This is a genomic window from Ruania alkalisoli (genome assembly GCF_014960965.1).
Lineage (GTDB): Bacteria > Actinomycetota > Actinomycetes > Actinomycetales > Beutenbergiaceae > Ruania > Ruania alkalisoli.
This window is the reverse complement of record NZ_CP063169.1, coordinates 1287290-1302753: the sequence shown is the minus strand read 5'-3', so window position 1 is coordinate 1302753 and position 15464 is coordinate 1287290. Positions and strand designations below refer to the sequence as shown.

At 68.4% G+C, this 15464-nt stretch carries 14 protein-coding genes and 1 riboswitch; of the genes, 5 read left to right on the top strand and 9 right to left on the bottom strand.

Annotation, left to right across the window (positions count from 1 at the left end; all coding sequences use genetic code 11):
* Nucleotides 1–123 precede the first annotated feature (123 nt).
* Nucleotides 124–1326 (top strand): galactose-1-phosphate uridylyltransferase, encoded by a 1203-nt coding sequence (gene galT / locus IM660_RS05495; RefSeq protein ID WP_193498386.1) that lies wholly within the window; start codon nt 124–126, stop codon nt 1324–1326.
* Complete coding sequence (galK, locus tag IM660_RS05490) at nt 1323–2516, top strand: galactokinase (protein WP_193498385.1); 1194 nt, start codon at nt 1323–1325, stop codon at nt 2514–2516. The genes galT and galK overlap by 4 nt, the downstream gene beginning before the upstream one ends.
* Before the next feature lie 121 nt (nt 2517–2637).
* On the opposite strand, the gene IM660_RS05485 is transcribed toward galK, so the two are convergent.
* On the bottom strand, nt 2638–3075 hold the full coding sequence (locus IM660_RS05485) for an NUDIX hydrolase (RefSeq protein ID WP_193498384.1): 438 nt from the start codon (nt 3073–3075) through the stop codon (nt 2638–2640).
* Between the two features lie 145 nt (nt 3076–3220).
* A complete protein-coding gene (locus IM660_RS05480; RefSeq protein WP_193498383.1) occupies nt 3221–3739 on the bottom strand; it encodes an ArsR/SmtB family transcription factor in 519 nt (172 codons plus the stop codon).
* Between the two features lie 165 nt (nt 3740–3904).
* Here IM660_RS05480 and IM660_RS05475 point away from each other — a divergent pair, with 165 nt between their 5' ends.
* Nucleotides 3905–5239 (top strand): MFS transporter, encoded by a 1335-nt coding sequence (locus IM660_RS05475; protein WP_193498382.1) that lies wholly within the window; start codon nt 3905–3907, stop codon nt 5237–5239.
* A 96-nt stretch (nt 5240–5335) separates the two neighbouring features.
* Here IM660_RS05475 and IM660_RS05470 read toward each other — a convergent pair whose 3' ends face one another.
* The gene (locus tag IM660_RS05470; RefSeq protein ID WP_193498381.1) at nt 5336–6160 is read right to left on the bottom strand and encodes an exodeoxyribonuclease III; all 825 of its coding nucleotides are present in this window, start codon (nt 6158–6160) and stop codon (nt 5336–5338) included.
* A gap of 103 nt (nt 6161–6263) precedes the next feature.
* On the bottom strand, nt 6264–8525 hold the full coding sequence (locus IM660_RS05465; RefSeq protein ID WP_193498380.1) for an MMPL family transporter: 2262 nt from the start codon (nt 8523–8525) through the stop codon (nt 6264–6266).
* Between the two features lie 136 nt (nt 8526–8661).
* Between IM660_RS05465 and IM660_RS05460 the strand changes: the two genes are divergently transcribed.
* Nucleotides 8662–9126, top strand: coding sequence for a MarR family winged helix-turn-helix transcriptional regulator (locus IM660_RS05460; protein ID WP_246465159.1), 465 nt, complete (start codon nt 8662–8664; stop codon nt 9124–9126).
* Nucleotides 9127–9216: 90 nt separating this feature from the next.
* On the opposite strand, the gene IM660_RS05455 is transcribed toward IM660_RS05460, so the two are convergent.
* From IM660_RS05455 to IM660_RS05445, 3 genes are all read right to left on the bottom strand, one after another.
* Nucleotides 9217–10086 carry a bifunctional 5,10-methylenetetrahydrofolate dehydrogenase/5,10-methenyltetrahydrofolate cyclohydrolase gene (locus tag IM660_RS05455; protein ID WP_210769081.1) on the bottom strand — a complete coding sequence of 290 codons (870 nt, stop codon included), beginning with the start codon at nt 10084–10086 and terminating at the stop codon, nt 9217–9219.
* Nucleotides 10083–11387, bottom strand: a complete 1305-nt coding sequence (gene glyA, locus IM660_RS05450; RefSeq protein WP_193498378.1) for a serine hydroxymethyltransferase — start codon at nt 11385–11387, stop codon at nt 10083–10085. The genes IM660_RS05455 and glyA overlap by 4 nt, the downstream gene beginning before the upstream one ends.
* A 30-nt stretch (nt 11388–11417) precedes the next feature.
* Nucleotides 11418–11504: riboswitch (ZMP/ZTP riboswitch) on the bottom strand.
* 127 nt (nt 11505–11631) lie between these two features.
* Complete coding sequence (locus IM660_RS05445; protein WP_193498377.1) at nt 11632–12150, bottom strand: GNAT family N-acetyltransferase; 519 nt, start codon at nt 12148–12150, stop codon at nt 11632–11634.
* Between the two features lie 86 nt (nt 12151–12236).
* On the opposite strand from IM660_RS05445, the gene purU reads away from it, so the two are divergent.
* Entirely contained in the window at nt 12237–13103 is an 867-nt protein-coding gene (gene purU / locus IM660_RS05440) for a formyltetrahydrofolate deformylase (RefSeq protein ID WP_193499235.1), read from the top strand.
* Between the two features lie 33 nt (nt 13104–13136).
* On the opposite strand, the gene IM660_RS05435 is transcribed toward purU, so the two are convergent.
* Together IM660_RS05435 and IM660_RS05430 are read right to left on the bottom strand one after the other, a co-directional pair.
* Nucleotides 13137–14399 carry an ATP-binding protein gene (locus tag IM660_RS05435; protein ID WP_193498376.1) on the bottom strand — a complete coding sequence of 421 codons (1263 nt, stop codon included), beginning with the start codon at nt 14397–14399 and terminating at the stop codon, nt 13137–13139.
* 169 nt (nt 14400–14568) lie between these two features.
* On the bottom strand, nt 14569–15303 hold the full coding sequence (locus tag IM660_RS05430; protein ID WP_193498375.1) for a hypothetical protein: 735 nt from the start codon (nt 15301–15303) through the stop codon (nt 14569–14571).
* Nucleotides 15304–15464: the final 161 nt, after the last annotated feature.

Sequence of the window (15464 nt, the reverse complement as noted above, 5' to 3'; positions counted from 1 at the left end):
CCGTCGGGGACTCGGCCGGAACCTCATCGTCGTATTGTGCACGACCTCGCTGACCACTGATCCCCTCCCGCCGCCATGTCACATTGTGTGCGAACTAGTGCGAACTTGTGACACACTGGTGGCGTGACTGGACTCCCGGACCTCAGCACCACGCGCGTGCGCCGCACACCCACCACCTTGGCCGACGGCCGAGACTTTTTCTACTACGACGATTCAGAGCCGTACGTCTCCGGGGAGCAGACCCGCCGCCTGGACGATCCGCGCCCCCTACCCGACCGGTTCGCCCCGATCGAGGGCCCCGACGGGGTGACCCAGCCGGTGACCGGACCGCAGATGCGCTACGACGTGCTCACCGGCGAGTGGGTCCCGATGGCCGCACACCGGATGAACCGCACGTTCCTGCCCGGGCCGGACACCAATCCGCTGGCCCCCGCCAAGCCCGGCGCCGAGTACACCGACGGTGAGATCCCTGCCACCGACTACGACGTCGTGGTCTTCGAGAACCGCTTTCCCTCACTGATGCGCGTCCCCGGCGAACCGGACGAGACCACCCACCTCGATGGCAACGATCTGTACCCGGTTCGCCCCGCCGTCGGGCGGTGTGAGGTGATCTGTTTCTCACCGGACGCCGGCGCCTCGCTGAGCTCGGTGACCCCCACCCGGATGCGCACCATCGTGGAGGCGTGGGCGGATCGCACGGCTGCGCTGCACGCGATCGACGGCGTCCAGCAGGTGTATTGCTTCGAGAACCGCGGCGCGGAGATCGGTGTCACGCTGCATCACCCGCACGGGCAGATCTACGCCTACCCGTTCCTCACCCCGAAGACCCAGACGATGCTGCACCAGGCGGTCGCGCACCGCCAGCGCACGGGGCGCAACCTGCTCAAGGACGTGCTCGAGGGCGAACTGGCTTCGGGGCGGCGGATCGTGGGCGAGTCCGAGCACTGGGTGGCCTATGTGCCGGCGGCGGCGCGCTGGCCGGTCGAAGTGCACGTGGCACCGCGCCGGGACGTACCGGACCTGCCCGCCACCACCGACGCCGAACGCACCGACTTCGCCGGGCTGTACCTGAACCTGCTGCGCCGGTTGGACCAGTTCTTCGTCGACGCCGACGGCACGCCGATGCCGCTGCCCTACATCTCCGGCTGGCATCAGGCTCCCGTGGTTCACGGCCGGGACGATCTGCGCCTGCACCTGCAGTTGTTCTCGATCCGGCGCGCGCCCGGGAAGCTGAAGTACCTGGCCGGCTCGGAGTCCGGGATGGGAGCCTGGATCAGCGACACCACCCCGGAGAAGATTGCCGACCGGCTCAAGGAGATTGCATGAGAGCCACCGTGCATGCTTGGACCGAGGACGAGGGCGCGGCCCAAGCCCGCCAGACCTTCGCCGGCACCTTCATCGGCGAGCCCGATGGCGTGTGGTCGGCGCCAGGCCGGGTGAACCTCATCGGTGAGCACACCGACTACAACGGTGGCCTGTGCCTGCCGATCGCGCTGCCCCACCGCACGTACGTGGCCCTGCGGCGCACCGATGACGGCGCAGCCCGCCTGGTCTCCGAGCGAGAGCCCGGCGTGTGGTCGGCCGAGTTGGACGCGGTCGCGCCCGGCGCCGTTCAGGGCTGGGGAGCATATCCGGTCGGGGTGGCCTGGGCGCTGGAGCAGGCCGGGCACCGGGTTGGCGGTTTCGACGCTGCGGTGGCCTCGTGCGTCCCGTATGGATCGGGGCTGAGCTCGTCGGCGGCACTGGAGTGCGCGTTCGCGGTGGCATTCGCCGATGCGCCGGGCTGGACAGGCCCGGACGCCGGCACGGATTCCGGGCGCGTCGAGCTAGTGGATGCCTCCATTCGTGCCGAGAACGAGATCGCGGGTGCCAACACTGGCGGGATGGACCAGGCGGCCTCGCTGCGCGCCCGCGAAGGTCATGCGCTGCTCCTGGACTGCCGGGACGGGTCGGTGCGACACATCCCATTCGACCTTACTGAGGCAGGGCTGGAACTGCTGGTGATCGACACCAAAGCCGAGCACAGCCTCGTGGACGGTCAGTATGCGCAGCGGCGTGCGACCTGTGAAGCAGCGGCGGAGACGCTCGAGGTGCCGACGCTGCGGGAGATCTCGCCGGACCGACTGGACGGGGCGTTGGCCGCCCTGCCTGACGAGGAGTCGCGGAAGCGGGTGCGGCACGTGGTCACTGAGATCGAACGGGTGCAGCAGTTCGTCGCCCTGCTCGACGCCGGACGGGTTCATGAGGTGGGGCACCTGATGGACGCCTCGCACGCGTCCCTCGCCGAGGACTACGAGGTCTCGTGCGCGGAGCTCGACGTGGCTGTGACGGCCGCTCGCTCGGCTGGCGCACTGGGTGCCCGGATGACCGGCGGCGGGTTCGGCGGGTCCGCGATCGCGCTGATCGAGGCCGGTACGGGTGAGGCGGTGTCGGCTACGGTCGAACAGGCCTTCGCCGATGCCGGCTTTGGTGCGCCGGCGTTCCTGACGGCGACCGCTGCGGGCCCGGCCCACTGATCCGGGCCCGACCCGCTCCACCGGCACATCCAGCACTTCGCGTGGAATCCCCTTCCCGCCACCGAACCACACGACGGACGGCCGTGTGGTGGTTCGAGAGTTGAAAGGGGATTCCGCAGCCTCACGGCCGTGAGCCCCACAAGTCGATCGCCACGTCCACCAGTTCCACCCGGTCCAGGGTGTGCACGTCCGAGAGCGGGATCCAACGCGCCTCGTCGGTGCTGCCGTCAACCTCGTGCCGTAGTTCGCCACCGATGATCGTGGCCCCGTAGAGCGCCCGCACTGCCTTCATCGGCAGGGTGCCGTGCAGACGACGTTCGGCGGGCACATGGTGGGTGTCGATGCCGAGCAGCGGGCCCGGTTCGACCGTGTAGCCAGTCTCCTCCCACACCTCCCGCACCATCGTCTGCTCAGCGGTCTCCGCGAGGTCGGCACCACCGCCGGGCATGGTCCAGCGGGGGCGGTCGGACTCGTTCCAGAGCGCAAGCAGGATGTGTTCGCTGCCGCGGCGGGACTCGATGATCACGCCGTAGGCGGCGAACCGGGTGTCGAATTGCACGAGCCGGAAGTCTACGCGTGAACACCGCGAAGGAACGCAGCGACGTCGTGGCGCTGCGGTCGCGATCACGCGACGTCACGACCCGCATGCACCCCAAAGCCACCGTTCGGGCCGAACGTCAGCATCGCGCTCCCACTCGACGCGCTCAGCGCCGCCCGACGTCCTCGTGGGCCACGAAAAACAGCGACCATGGCTCACCGTCCGGGTCGGGCCCGACCGCCTTCGCCTCGGTGAAGAGCTCGGCAATCCTGGATATCAGCTCGTCACGGCGCTCGGGACTCAGGCGCACGCCTAGCCGGATGATTGCGGCGTCGTCGGGATCGGCCTGTGCGAACTCGTCCAGAAAGGCCTGCACCAGGACCCGGCTCTGCCCGGGCCCCAGTGGCGCGTCCCAGGACTTCCCCGTGGCTCGATAGGGCACTTCTCGCGCCCCACGCCGCCCCCGCCTCTCCGTCTCGGCAGCGAGAAACCCACGCTCGGCCAACATCCGCACGTGGTGGTAGGTGGTCGCGGGGTTCATGCCGAGCTTCGCCGCGATGTCGTTGTTCGTCAGTGCCTCGTCGAGGCACAGGCGCAGGATGCGCATCCGCAGCGCGGAGGACAAGGCGCGGGCGTCGGCGTCCGCCTCAGCACCGGGAACATCGGCCGTGGAGCCCTCGGTCATACCTTCAGCGTATCCGTCGCTCGCACACCTGCGCCGACCTTCGGGCGCCTTGCCAAAGGAAGCGGCTGGTCCCGACCGCCTCGCAAGCGGAAACCGCTCCATGGATCAGCCCGGCGAACCATACAAGTGATTGACAGTTCCCAATCACTGGCGAAGACTATCCTTATGACGAGCCCACAAGCAGGACCCGCCGCAGCAGCGGCGACGCCAGCACCCGGGCCGAGCCTGTGGCGACATCGCGACTTCCGGCACCTGTGGGCCGGCGATGCGTTCGGCCAGCTCGGTGCCCAACTCACCAGCATCGCCCTACCAGTGCTGGCCGTGCAGATACTGACAGCCACGGAATGGCAGATGGGATTGCTCTCCGCCGCCGGCATGGCAGCCTTCCTCCTGATAGGGCTACCCACCGGCGCGTGGGTGGACCGCATGCACAAGCGCCGGGTACTCATCGGCGCCGACCTGCTGCGTGCGATCGTGCTCGTGGTGGTGGTTCTGGCGGCACTGACCGACCACGCCTCCATGCCGTTGCTCTATGCCGCTGCCTTCGCCCTCGGCGGTGCGACGGTGTTCTTCGACGTCGCGCACCAGTCATACATTCCCTCCCTCGTCGGGATGGATCATGTGGTGGAGGGCAATTCCAAGCTGCAGGCGACAGCATCGGCGGCACGAATGAGTGGTCCGGCGATCGGCGGGAACCTGCTGCGTTGGTTCACTCCCGGCACCGTGATCGGGATCAACGCCGTCGGCTATCTCATCTCCGCGGTCTTCGTGTGGCGTATCAAGGCACGCGAAACGCTCCCACGCCGTGAGGACCGCCGCCCCCTGGCGGTGGAGATCCGCGAGGGCCTGGGCTTCGTGTTCTCCGAACGTTTGCTGATCCGGATGGTGGCGTGCACAGCGCTCGGCAACCTGTTCTGGGGCATCGTGGCGGCACTCGAGGCGCTCTACATCCTGCGCACCTTGGGCCAGTCCGAGGCGACGATGGGCCTCATTCTCTCCGGTGCGTCCATCGGCGGCTTGCTGGGCGCGGTTTCCGGCGAGCGTGTGATCACCTGGATCGGCGAGGCACGCATCATCCCCGTCGCCGCGCTCGGTATGGCAGTCCCGCTGCCGCTGCTTCCGCTGGCCGCTGTGCTCCCCGTTCCACCAGCCCTCACCCTGACGGCGAGCCTGTTCGCCACGATGTACCTGATGGTGGTCTACAACATCGCCACGGTGAGTTTCCGGCAGCGCCTGTGCCCACCGCGACTACTGGGCCGAATGAACGCCTCGGTGCGGTTCATCGTCTGGGGCATCTCCCCGTTCGGAGGACTGCTGGGCGGGTGGCTCGGCAGCGCCTGGGGCACCACGACAGCACTGTGGGTGCCGGTGGCGGGCACGGTGCTGGCGGCGATGCCCGTGGTGCTGTCGCCACTCTGGCGCATGACCGAACTTCCCCGCGCCGGTGAGCCGGCCATTGACTCCCTGGAGACGCCTGCCTCTCCCGAGACGCCCGCGTGAGCAGTTCGACCACGCATTCGTCTGCCCCCGTCACGTCGTGCAACCGCATCCGGCGGCCGCGTGGCCGGACTCAGGCCACGGGACTGGCTCACTCGCTCACGCTGCTCCCTCGAGTTCGTACCTGACCCGCAGCGGCGCATGGTCGGAGATCCGCTGGTCATAGGCCGGCGCCCGGTCCACGACCGCCTCAGCCGCGAACGGAGCGAGCGCGGGGCTGGCGAACTGGTAGTCGATACGCCAGCCGGAGTCGTTGTCGAATGCCTTGCCCCGCCATGACCACCACGTGTACGGCCCGTCGACGTCACCAGCGAAACGCCGCCCGAGGTCCACCCAGCCGAGCTCCGCGGTCCATCGATCGAGGTAGGCGCGCTCCTCGGGCAGGAACCCGGCGTTCTTCCGGTTTCCCTTCCAGTTCTTGATGTCACGCTCCGTGTGGCCGATGTTCACGTCCCCCGCGACGACGGCGGCCCTCCCTTGCTCAGCCAGCTCCCCCATCCGCGCGGTCACCTTGTCCAGGAAGGCGTACTTCTCCTCCATCGACGGCGTGCCCACGGTCCCGGAGTGGATGTACGTCGAGATCACGGTGACCGGCCGGCCACCCTCCCGCACGTCTGCCTCCACCCAACGGCCCACTTCACCATCGGCCCGGGCGGCTGGATCGCCCACACCGAACCGGACGCCGTCGAGCGGGAGGCGGGAGGCAATCGCCACCCCGGCCCGGCCTTTGTCGTTGGCCTCTTCGTGAGCGAGATGCCAGCCCTCTCCGAGGTAGCCCTCGACGATCTCGTCGGTGGCGCGCACCTCTTGCAGGAGGAGCACATCGGGCGAGTGCTCGGCCAGCCATGCGTCCATCCCACGCCGGAAGGCGGCGCGGATCCCGTTGACGTTGAACGTGGCGATACTCAGGGGCGTTGTCGGCATGGATCCATCCCATCACGACCCACCGACACACACCGACACCTCGCCCCAGCCCACCCATCCACAGAATTGCACGTCGATGTGGCGACCAGATCGTCGTGCAATGTCATTGCGGGTCGGCGGGCACCCGCTTCGCCCAGGGCCACCACGAACGCCGCCCCAGGTCGTGAACGACACCGGGCACCAGCAGGCTGCGCACCACGAAGGTGTCGATCAGCACACCCACGGCCACGATGAACGCCAGCTGTGCCAGGAACAGCAGCGGGATCACCCACAGCGCCGAGAATGTGGCTGCCAGCACCAGTCCGGCGGAGGTGATCACTCCCCCGGTCACTGCCAGGCCGCGTCGCACCCCCGCCCTGGTACCCAGCTGCAAGGACTCCTCGCGCACGCGCGTCATCAAGAAGATCGAATAGTCGATGCCCAGCGCGACGAGGAACACGAACCCGTACAGGGGCACGGTGGCATCGGCCCCAGGGAAGTCGAGCACGTGGTTGAAGACGATCGCCGCCAGTCCCATCGTGGCAGCGAAGGAGAGCACGTTGGCGGCCAGTAGCACCAGCGGTGCCACCAGCGAGCGCAACAGCAGCATCAGCATCACTGCGATCACCACGAGCACGACCGGAACGATCGTGCGCAGATCCCGCTCCGCGGTCTCCTGGGTGTCCAGGCGTTCCGCTGCCGCCCCGCCTACGAGCGTTTCCCCCTCGACGGCGGCCATCGCCTCCCGCAGTGCGGTCACCGTGGTCAGCACCTCCTGACTCTCGGCGGAGTCGGAGGTGATGACCTCCACGAGCACCCGGCCCTCGACTACGAGTGGTTCACCCTCCGTGGGCGCTCCCGCACCGGAGCCGTCCTGACCCGATCCTGCCTCGTCCGACCCACCCGGTGGTGATCCGCCTTGGTCCGAGTTGCCTTGGCCGGAGTCCGTGAGCACCGATGCGCTCACAACCCCAGGCACCTGCTCGGCGGCCGCGACCACGTCGGCAGCAGCCGACTCGTCCGCGACGATCTCCACCGGCTGCACCGTCCCGACAGCGAAGTGGTCGGCCAGCACTTCTTCCCCGGTGACCGACTCGGTCTCATTGAGGAAGACGTCGTTATCGCTGGTGCCCGCGGCGTCAAACGTGGGAACGAACGCGGCCAGGGCGAGCAGCGCCATCGCCGTGACGACCCACACCCGCCGCGCCCGACGGCCGACCACGTCCGCCACCCGCGCCCACAGACCGTGGGAACCTTCCTCGCGGTGGCGACCTGCGCCGTCGAGCACGGGCCTCTTGGGCCAGAACATCACCCTGGCCCTGGAACCCGGGATGAGCAGCAGCGCCGGCAGCAAGGTCAGCGCCCCGAACACGGCGGCGACGATGCCGATCGCGGCCACCGGACCGAGGCTCGCATTCGAGCCGAGGTCCGAGAGCAGCAGACACAGCAGCCCCACGATCACGGTGCCGGCGCTGGCAGCGATCGGCTCCAGCGTCGCCCGCCAGGCCGCCCGCATCGCTGCGGCGGGGTGCTCGTGGCGGGTGAGCTCCTCGCGATAGCGCGCCACCAGCAGTAGCGAGTAGTCGGTGGCCGCACCGATCACCAGGATCGAGAGAATGCCCTGACTCTGCCCGTTCAGGAGCAGCACATCCGCCCCGGCGAGCGGCACGATCACCAGCGCCGCCAAGCACAGCGAGAACACAGACGTCAGGATCACCGCGAACGGCAGCAGCGGCGAACGGTAGACGAAAGCCAGGATCACCAACACCACCGCCAGCGCCACGCCGAGCAGGATCCCGTCGATGCCGGCGAAGGCGGAGACCAGGTCGGCCGCACCGGCGGCGGGCCCGGTCACCCACCCCTCGAGCCCGGCGTCGGGCAGCGTCTGGCTCACCTCGGCGCGCAGCCGATCCACGACGGCGACCGAGACCCGGTCTTCCTCCTCACCGATGAGGTCACTGGCCGTGGCGGCGTCGAGCGAGACCGGCAGCAGCGCCGCCTCACCGTCCTCGCTTGGGATCGCGGGGACCTGCTCGGCGCTCAGGTAATCGCCGATCGTGGTCTCATCTGGCAGGTCGAGTCCCGGGATCGACTGAGCCACGTCACCGATGACCGCGAAATCCTCCCGATCGAGCGCGCCTCCGTCGGAGCGCTCGATGACCACCAGCGCAGGAAAGGTCTCGTCGACGGAGAACTCGTCGATGATCTCCGAAGCGCGGGTGGACTCGGCACTCTCGGGCAGGAACACCGAGGGATCGTTCTCCTGCACGGTGGACAGCTGCCCCTGGGCCATCCCGCCGAAGGCACCGACCGCCAGCCAGGCCAGGAGGGCGCATGCGACGAGAAGAGAGCGAAGCAGGGTGCCGCGACGCGAATTAGTCAGCATGCTTAGTATTGTGCTCACGGTGCCGCCTCCAACGCAAGCGGCAGAACGTGAGGAAGTTCCACGTCCCTCGCTGACGGCACGAGCTCGCGAAATGCCGGTCGATTGCCGGCCAACCCGGCCGTGCCAGGATGGAACCGTGCCCTACCCGTCCCCACCTGACCACGCCGAGCCCACACCGGGGCCCGGCGTTGCCGAACCGCCGGAGGCGTGGCCCACCGGACGCCTGCTCTCGGCAGCCGCCCGACGGGTCGAGCGCGCCTGGGACGCCTACCTTGCCCAGTGGTCGCTCAGCCACGCCTCGCTACCAGTGCTGGCCGTCCTCGCTGGCGGTGGTCACTCCCAGCGCGAGATCGCCGACCACCTGGGCGTCACCGAACAGACCACCAGCCGCATCATCGCCGGGCTCGAACGCTCCGGATACGTGCGCCGTTCCCCCCACCCCGATGACCGCCGCCGGCACATCGTGGAGATCACCGGCGAGGGCTACGGTGCACTCACCGCCCTCAATGTTCCCGACGCCATCGCCGGGCTCGTCACGCACGATCTTGACGACGCCGAGCTCGCTGACCTTCGCAGACTCCTCATCCGCTTCCTCGGCTGAGCACCACGGCAGACAGAATCGCTCGTCGATCTGGCGACCAGATCGACGAGCGATTTCTGCTAGGCGCCAGTCCCTACCCGGCGCTGTGCCTTACCGACCGCCGGTCCCCACCCGGCGTTCGGCAGCTTCCACGGCGTTCTTGAACAACATCGCGATCGTCGTCGGGCCCACACCACCCACACGCGGTGTGATCGCGCCGGCTACGGCCTCGCACGCCTCATCCACATCCGGGAGCAGCTTGCGCCCCTCGTAACGGACACCTCCCCCGACCACGGTGACTCCCGCCGTCAGGTGCTCCGGCTGCAGGATTCCCGGCACGCCGGCCGCGGCGATGACCACCTCCGCACGGCGGGTGTAGTCGGCCCAGTTCGGAACACCCGTGTGAACCACGGTCACGGCTGCGTTGGCCGTCGGGCGCTTCTGGGAGAGCAGCAGGGCGAGCGGACGCCCCAGCGTGGTTCCCCGGCCCAGGATGCACACCTCACGACCGGCGATCGGGATCTCGTAGTGCGCCAGCAGCGTCTCGATCCCAGCCGGAGTGCACGGAACCGGGCCGGGCATGCCCAGCGCGAGTCGCCCCATGTTCACCGGGTGCAGGCCGTCCACGTCCTTGTCCGGGTCGAGAGCGAGTAGCGCAGCATCGAAGTCGATCTGCGGCGGGGTCGGGTGCTGCATGAGCACCGCGTGCACATCGTCTGCCTCGTTCATCTCCGCGATCGCCGCCAGCACGTCCGCCTGCGTCGCATCCTGCGGCAGGTGGATGTGCGGGGACGTGAAGCCGAGCTCGGCGGCCTTGTCCTGCTTCATCCGGATATACCCGGCTGATGCGGAGTCGTCGCCCACCAGGATCGTGCCCAGCCCTGGCCTGTGCCCAGCGGCGACGAGCGCCTCGATCCGTGGCGCGAGGTCAGCGAGCACCGCCTCGGCCACCGGCTTGCCCGGCAGCATCCGCGCGGTCACTGCTGCAGCCCCGGGTAGAGCGGGAACCCGTCCGTCAGCGCCTTCACCCGTGCCGTCGCGGCCTCGATGTCCGCGCCCTGGCCGGCGGCGAGCACGGTGGCGATGATGTCGGCCACCTCGCGGAACTCGGTCTCGCCGAACCCGCGGGATGCCAGGGCAGGGGTGCCGATCCGCAGGCCGGAGGTCACCCGCGGCGGGCGCGGGTCGAAGGGCACGGCGTTGCGGTTCACGGTGATGCCGGCGGTGTGGAGCAGGTCTTCTGCCTGCTGCCCGTCGAGAGCGGACTCCCGCAGGTCCACCAGGGTGAGGTGGACGTCGGTGCCGCCAGTGAGCACCGACACCCCGGCGCCGGCGACGTCGGATCCGGTGAGCCGCTCGGCGAGGATCTGTGCGCCGGCGATCGTGCGCTCCTGTCGAGCCTTGAACTCCTCGCCCGCGGCGACCTTGAGCGCGACCGCCTTCGCGGCGATCACGTGCATCAGCGGGCCACCCTGCTGGCCGGGGAAGACGGCCGAGTTCAGCTTCTTTCCGAAGGCCTCGGCGTCCCGGGCCAGGATCAGGCCGGAACGCGGGCCACCGAGGGTCTTGTGCACAGTGGTGGAAACCACGTCGGAGTGCGGCACCGGACTCGGGTGCAGCCCCGCTGCCACCAGGCCGGCGAAGTGCGCCATATCGGTCCACAGGTAGGCACCGACCTCGTCGGCGATCTCGCGGAAGGCGGCGAAATCGAGCTGGCGCGGGTAGGCGGACCACCCGGCGATGATCACCTTCGGCTTGTGCTCGAGGGCGGCCTCGCGCACGGCGTCCATGTCCACGCGGTAGGTCTCGGGGTCCACGCCGTAGGCGGCCACGTTGTAGAGCTTGCCGGAGAAGTTGATCTTCATCCCGTGCGTCAGGTGCCCACCGTGTGCGAGGGACAGCCCGAGGATGGTGTCGCCCGGGGTGGCCAAAGCGTGCAGCACGGCGGCGTTGGCCGTCGCTCCCGAGTGGGGCTGCACGTTCGCGTACTCGGCACCGAAAAGCGCCTTGGCCCGGTCGATCGCCAGGTTCTCGGCGATGTCGACCTGCTCGCAGCCGCCGTAGTACCGCTTGCCGGGGTAGCCCTCGGCGTACTTGTTGGTCAGCACCGACCCCTGCGCCTGCAGGACGGCGCGGGGGACGAAGTTCTCGCTCGCGATCATCTCGAGGGTGTCGCGCTGGCGGCCCAGCTCCCCCTCGAGGACGGCAGCGATCTCGGGGTCGAGTTCGGCGAGGCTCTGGTCACGCAGCGGGGTGGACGGGTGCACGGTGGACTGGGTCATGGATCCTCCAGGTGGATGCATCGGCGGTTCCCTCGCGGCCCAGGCGGGCGACCGTGAGGCTCGTCTTATGCATCGCTCCCCGGTGGTGATCCACCTGCGCCAGTCGCGATGGGATCAGCCTAGCAAGAGCCGCCGACGGCGAACACCGGCTATTCACGTTCACCTCACCAGGTGGGTACCTACCCAGGCACCCTGCAGCTGGCACCCTGCGTAGCCAGGGTGAGGGCCGCCGTCGTGAGGTCCTTCAGCCGCCGACGGCGGAGCTCTCCTCCTCGCCTGCCATCCCCCCGAGGATCTTGCGCAGATAGGCGTAGGTGAGGTCGCCAGCGTTCTGGTCGTACTGGTGCTCAAACCCGTGCTTGGCGTAGAGCGAGAGGTTCTGCTTGGAGTCCTGTCCGGTGAACACCCAGACCTCCTGGGTCTGCTCGGGCAGGTAGTGCAGGACGGACATCAGCAGCTGCGTGCCGATGCCCTGGCCCTGCAGGTCTGGGGCGACAGCGAGCCGGCCGAGCAGAGCACGGTCCTCTTCGAGGCCGACCCGCACCGACCCCACCAGGCGCGAACCATCCCAGGCACCGAGGGTGACGACATCGGGACGCTCCAGATCCTCCACGAGCTCGTCGAGGGTCTGCGTGAGCGCGGGGATGTGCGGATCGTCGTAGAGCTGGGCCTCGGTCACGAAAGCGGCACGGCGCACGGTGAGCAGCTCACCGGCATGCTCGGCGTCCACGACGTCGATCTTCAGCTCATCCATGGCACCCATCCTTCCATCCCCGAGCACTCCGTGCGTACCGCATCGGGCGAGCGTGTCCACCTCGTGACCTGTGGCGCACTACGCTCGCGGATGTGATGAATGCAGCCAATCCCGAACCTGCCACCCACTGGGTACTGACCCTCTCCTGCCCGGACCGGCCCGGGATCGTGCACGCCGTGGCGGGTGCGATCGCGACCAGCGGCGGGAACATCACCGAGTCCCAGCAGTTCGGCGATCCGGAGACCGGGCTGTTCTTCATGCGGGTGCAGGTCGAAGGAGACCTGACGCAGAACGAGCTGGAGACTGCGATCGCGCCCGTGGCCGAACAGTTCACGATGTCGTGGCTCGTGGACCGGGTGGGCCGCCCGATGCGGACGCTGGTCCTGGGCTCAACCACCGAGCACTGCGTGGGCGACTTGCTGAACCGGGCGCACTCGCAGCGGTTGCCGATCGACATCGTGGGCATGGTCTCCAACCACACCGTGCTGCGGCCGCTGGCGGAGTTCTACGGGGTGGGCTTCCATCACGTGCCGGTCACGAAGGCAACGAAAGCCGAGGCGGAGGCGCGGCTGCTGGAACTCGTTGAGGAGCTCGACGTCGAGCTGGTGGTGCTGGCCCGCTACATGCAGATCCTCTCCGACGAGGTGTGCACCGCGCTGGCGGGCCGGGTGATCAACATCCACCACTCGTTCCTGCCGAGTTTCAAGGGCGCTCGCCCGTATGCCCAGGCCCACGACCGCGGCGTCAAGCTGATCGGCGCCACCGCCCACTATGCGACGGCGTCGCTGGACGAGGGGCCGATCATCGAGCAGGACGTGGAGCGGGTGACCCACGCCGACGACGTCACCGAGCTCGTGGCGATCGGGCAGGACGTGGAGCGCCGGGTGCTCGCCCGCGCGGTGCGCTGGCATGCCGAGCACCGGGTGCTGCTGAACGGGCACCGGACGGTCGTGTTCCGCTGACGCTTGAACACCGAGGGCGGTCGGTGCTGAAAGTCAGTCCCGCAGGGCGGTCAGCGGCACGACCTGCACACCGTCGTCGCGGCGGTGTGCGAGGCCCCAACCCGTGATAACGAGCAACCCCAGGAACTGACCGGTGCGTTCGTCGACGTTCTCGGCAAACCGCAGCAAGGAGTTCGCTGCGTCGTCGACTGCGCCTGGCCCAAGTTTGATCTCGACTGCCATCCACGCACCGTCGCGCCGCTGCAGGACTGCGTCTGCTTCACGCCCGGAGGAATCCCGTGCGTGGAACACTCTGATCCCGTGCCGCTGGCCATAGACGCGTAGATCCCTGACCACCAGTGACTCGAACAACTGCCCGGTGAAGTTGAGATCACGCATCAACGCCTCCGGCCCGGCACCCAGAGCAGCGACCGCCAGCGACGGGTCGACGAAGTGCCGTTTGGGCGCCTTGCGCAAGGTCGCGCTGGACCGTAGGTGCTGGGACCAGGCAGGGACATCTTCGACCACCATGAGCCGGGCAAGGGCGTCGAGATAGTCGACGACGGTCTCCCACGCGAGCACGTCCCCGCTCTCGACCACGTCCGAGGCCAAGGTGGAGATGCTCGACTCAGTTGCCGAACCGCGTGCCAACGAGCGCAACAGCTGGCGCACCCGGTTCGGGTCCCGGCGACGATCGGAGACGGCGCTGATGTCCACTTCGGCGAGGAGATCCACATAGTGCTGGATCTCGGTTCGGGCATCGGCGAGGGACGCACCCTGGACACTCGGCCACCCCCCGCGGACGAGCGCGGCGACGATACCTGCCAGGTCAGGCTCCTTGACGACGGTCGACGGGTCCTCACCTGCCAGCAGCGACCGAAGACTCACCTCGCCGCTCGACTGGCCTGACTCCCAGAGAGTCATCGGCCGCATCCGCAGTCGGGCAATACGGTCGGCCCCTGAGTGCATTCGTGCGTCCTCGACCGGCTGCGCCGACCCAGTGAGGATGAACTGCCCCTTCTGCTGGCGGTCGTCCACCGCTCGTCGTACGAAGTTCCACAGCTGCGACTCCGCCTGCCACTCGTCAAGAAGTCGCGGCGTTTCACCGGTCAGGAGCAGCGCCGGATCAACTGCCATGATCGTTTCGACCTGCGGATCCACGTCCACGCGCACCTCGCTCGAGGCTGCCCGCCGCCCGGTCTCCGTCTTGCCGCAGGCCTTCGGCCCCTCGATCAGGACGGCGCCGGAGATGCGCAGGAGGTCATCCAGCTCCTCGTCCACCACGCGCGGCAGGTACGTTCTCGGATCGGCAGCCATGGAGCGATTCTAGAGTTTGTGGACCTTCTAGTCGAGAGAATGTAGAACCGCCAGTCGAGAAAATATTGACGTCTCAGTCGAGAGTTTGTCGACTAAGGAGTCAAGAGTTGTCGATCGTCGAGTCGCGCGGATGTTGACGATGCTGGAGCTTGTTGGACCCGTCAGTGGGTCAGCGGTACAGGTCGCCGTTCGGGTTGCTACCGGAACCCGGCAAATCCGTGCCGCCCATCCCGGAGCCGTACAGACCCCCGCCTGATGCTGCCTGCGCGGCTGCCAGCTCCTTCTTCGCCTTGCGGTGCATGATGGCGCCGCGGATTCCCAGCGCGAGGCCGAGAAGGCCGAAGTACCAGGGGAACCAGAACCGGTCACCACCCTGGCTCACCGCGATGGCAAGCGACACGATCGTGATCAGCACCGCGGCTGCCGCCACTCCGAACCCGATGAGCATCGCGCCCTTCTGGCTCTTCACCTGCTGCTCTGCCAACGCCATACTGGCGCTGCCCGCCGCTTGTGAGGCGTCGAATCCGCCGGCGCCGGGGGCCACCGCGGGATTGATAGCACCAGCACCGGTGGCGGGGCTGGGTCCGTACGAACCCGCCTGACCGTACGCACCCGGCTGCCCGCTCGCGTAGGTTCCTGGCTGCCCCGCGCTGGGCGCCGGGTCATATGCACCCGCCTGAGCGTGCACTCCTGGGGTTCCCGCGTCAGCCATCCCGGGGGACGTTGCCGCACCGGGAACTCCCGAACCATGGGCGCCGGCCGTTGCAGAATCAGTGGCATCGTCCACCCAGAAGTTCCAGCCGGCCGGAGCTGCCGGCCACGACGGATCCGGCTGCCACCCTGGTGTAGGCACGAATCCAGACGGGACCTGCCAGCCGGGCGGAGGATTGAAGCGCTGTGTCATGGTGCTGACAGTACCGAGCGATACCCGCGATCCACACATCCACCCAACGGGGAGGTCTCCCCGTCGGTTCCTGGTGAGCGCTCAGTTCGGCCGGCGCTCACCACCTCATCTGCCGCAGCGATCGGTACCAGACGTGGCCCGCTTCTCGAAGGGTCCGAAAT

What these genes read in the sequence shown, in the direction of transcription:
- IM660_RS05435 (WP_193498376.1), bottom strand. Translation starts at nt 14,399, where the DNA reads ATGGCTGCCGATCCGAGAACGTACCTGCCGCGCGTGGTGGACGAGGAG.
- IM660_RS05480 (WP_193498383.1), bottom strand. Translation starts at nt 3,739, where the DNA reads ATGACCGAGGGCTCCACGGCCGATGTTCCCGGTGCTGAGGCGGACGCC.
- galK (WP_193498385.1), top strand. Translation starts at nt 1,323, where the DNA reads ATGAGAGCCACCGTGCATGCTTGGACCGAGGACGAGGGCGCGGCCCAA.
- IM660_RS05475 (WP_193498382.1), top strand. Translation starts at nt 3,905, where the DNA reads ATGACGAGCCCACAAGCAGGACCCGCCGCAGCAGCGGCGACGCCAGCA.
- IM660_RS05470 (WP_193498381.1), bottom strand. Translation starts at nt 6,160, where the DNA reads ATGCCGACAACGCCCCTGAGTATCGCCACGTTCAACGTCAACGGGATC.
- IM660_RS05445 (WP_193498377.1), bottom strand. Translation starts at nt 12,150, where the DNA reads ATGGGTGCCATGGATGAGCTGAAGATCGACGTCGTGGACGCCGAGCAT.
- purU (WP_193499235.1), top strand. Translation starts at nt 12,237, where the DNA reads ATGAATGCAGCCAATCCCGAACCTGCCACCCACTGGGTACTGACCCTC.
- IM660_RS05465 (WP_193498380.1), bottom strand. Translation starts at nt 8,525, where the DNA reads ATGCTGACTAATTCGCGTCGCGGCACCCTGCTTCGCTCTCTTCTCGTC.
- glyA (WP_193498378.1), bottom strand. Translation starts at nt 11,387, where the DNA reads ATGACCCAGTCCACCGTGCACCCGTCCACCCCGCTGCGTGACCAGAGC.
- IM660_RS05430 (WP_193498375.1), bottom strand. Translation starts at nt 15,303, where the DNA reads ATGACACAGCGCTTCAATCCTCCGCCCGGCTGGCAGGTCCCGTCTGGA.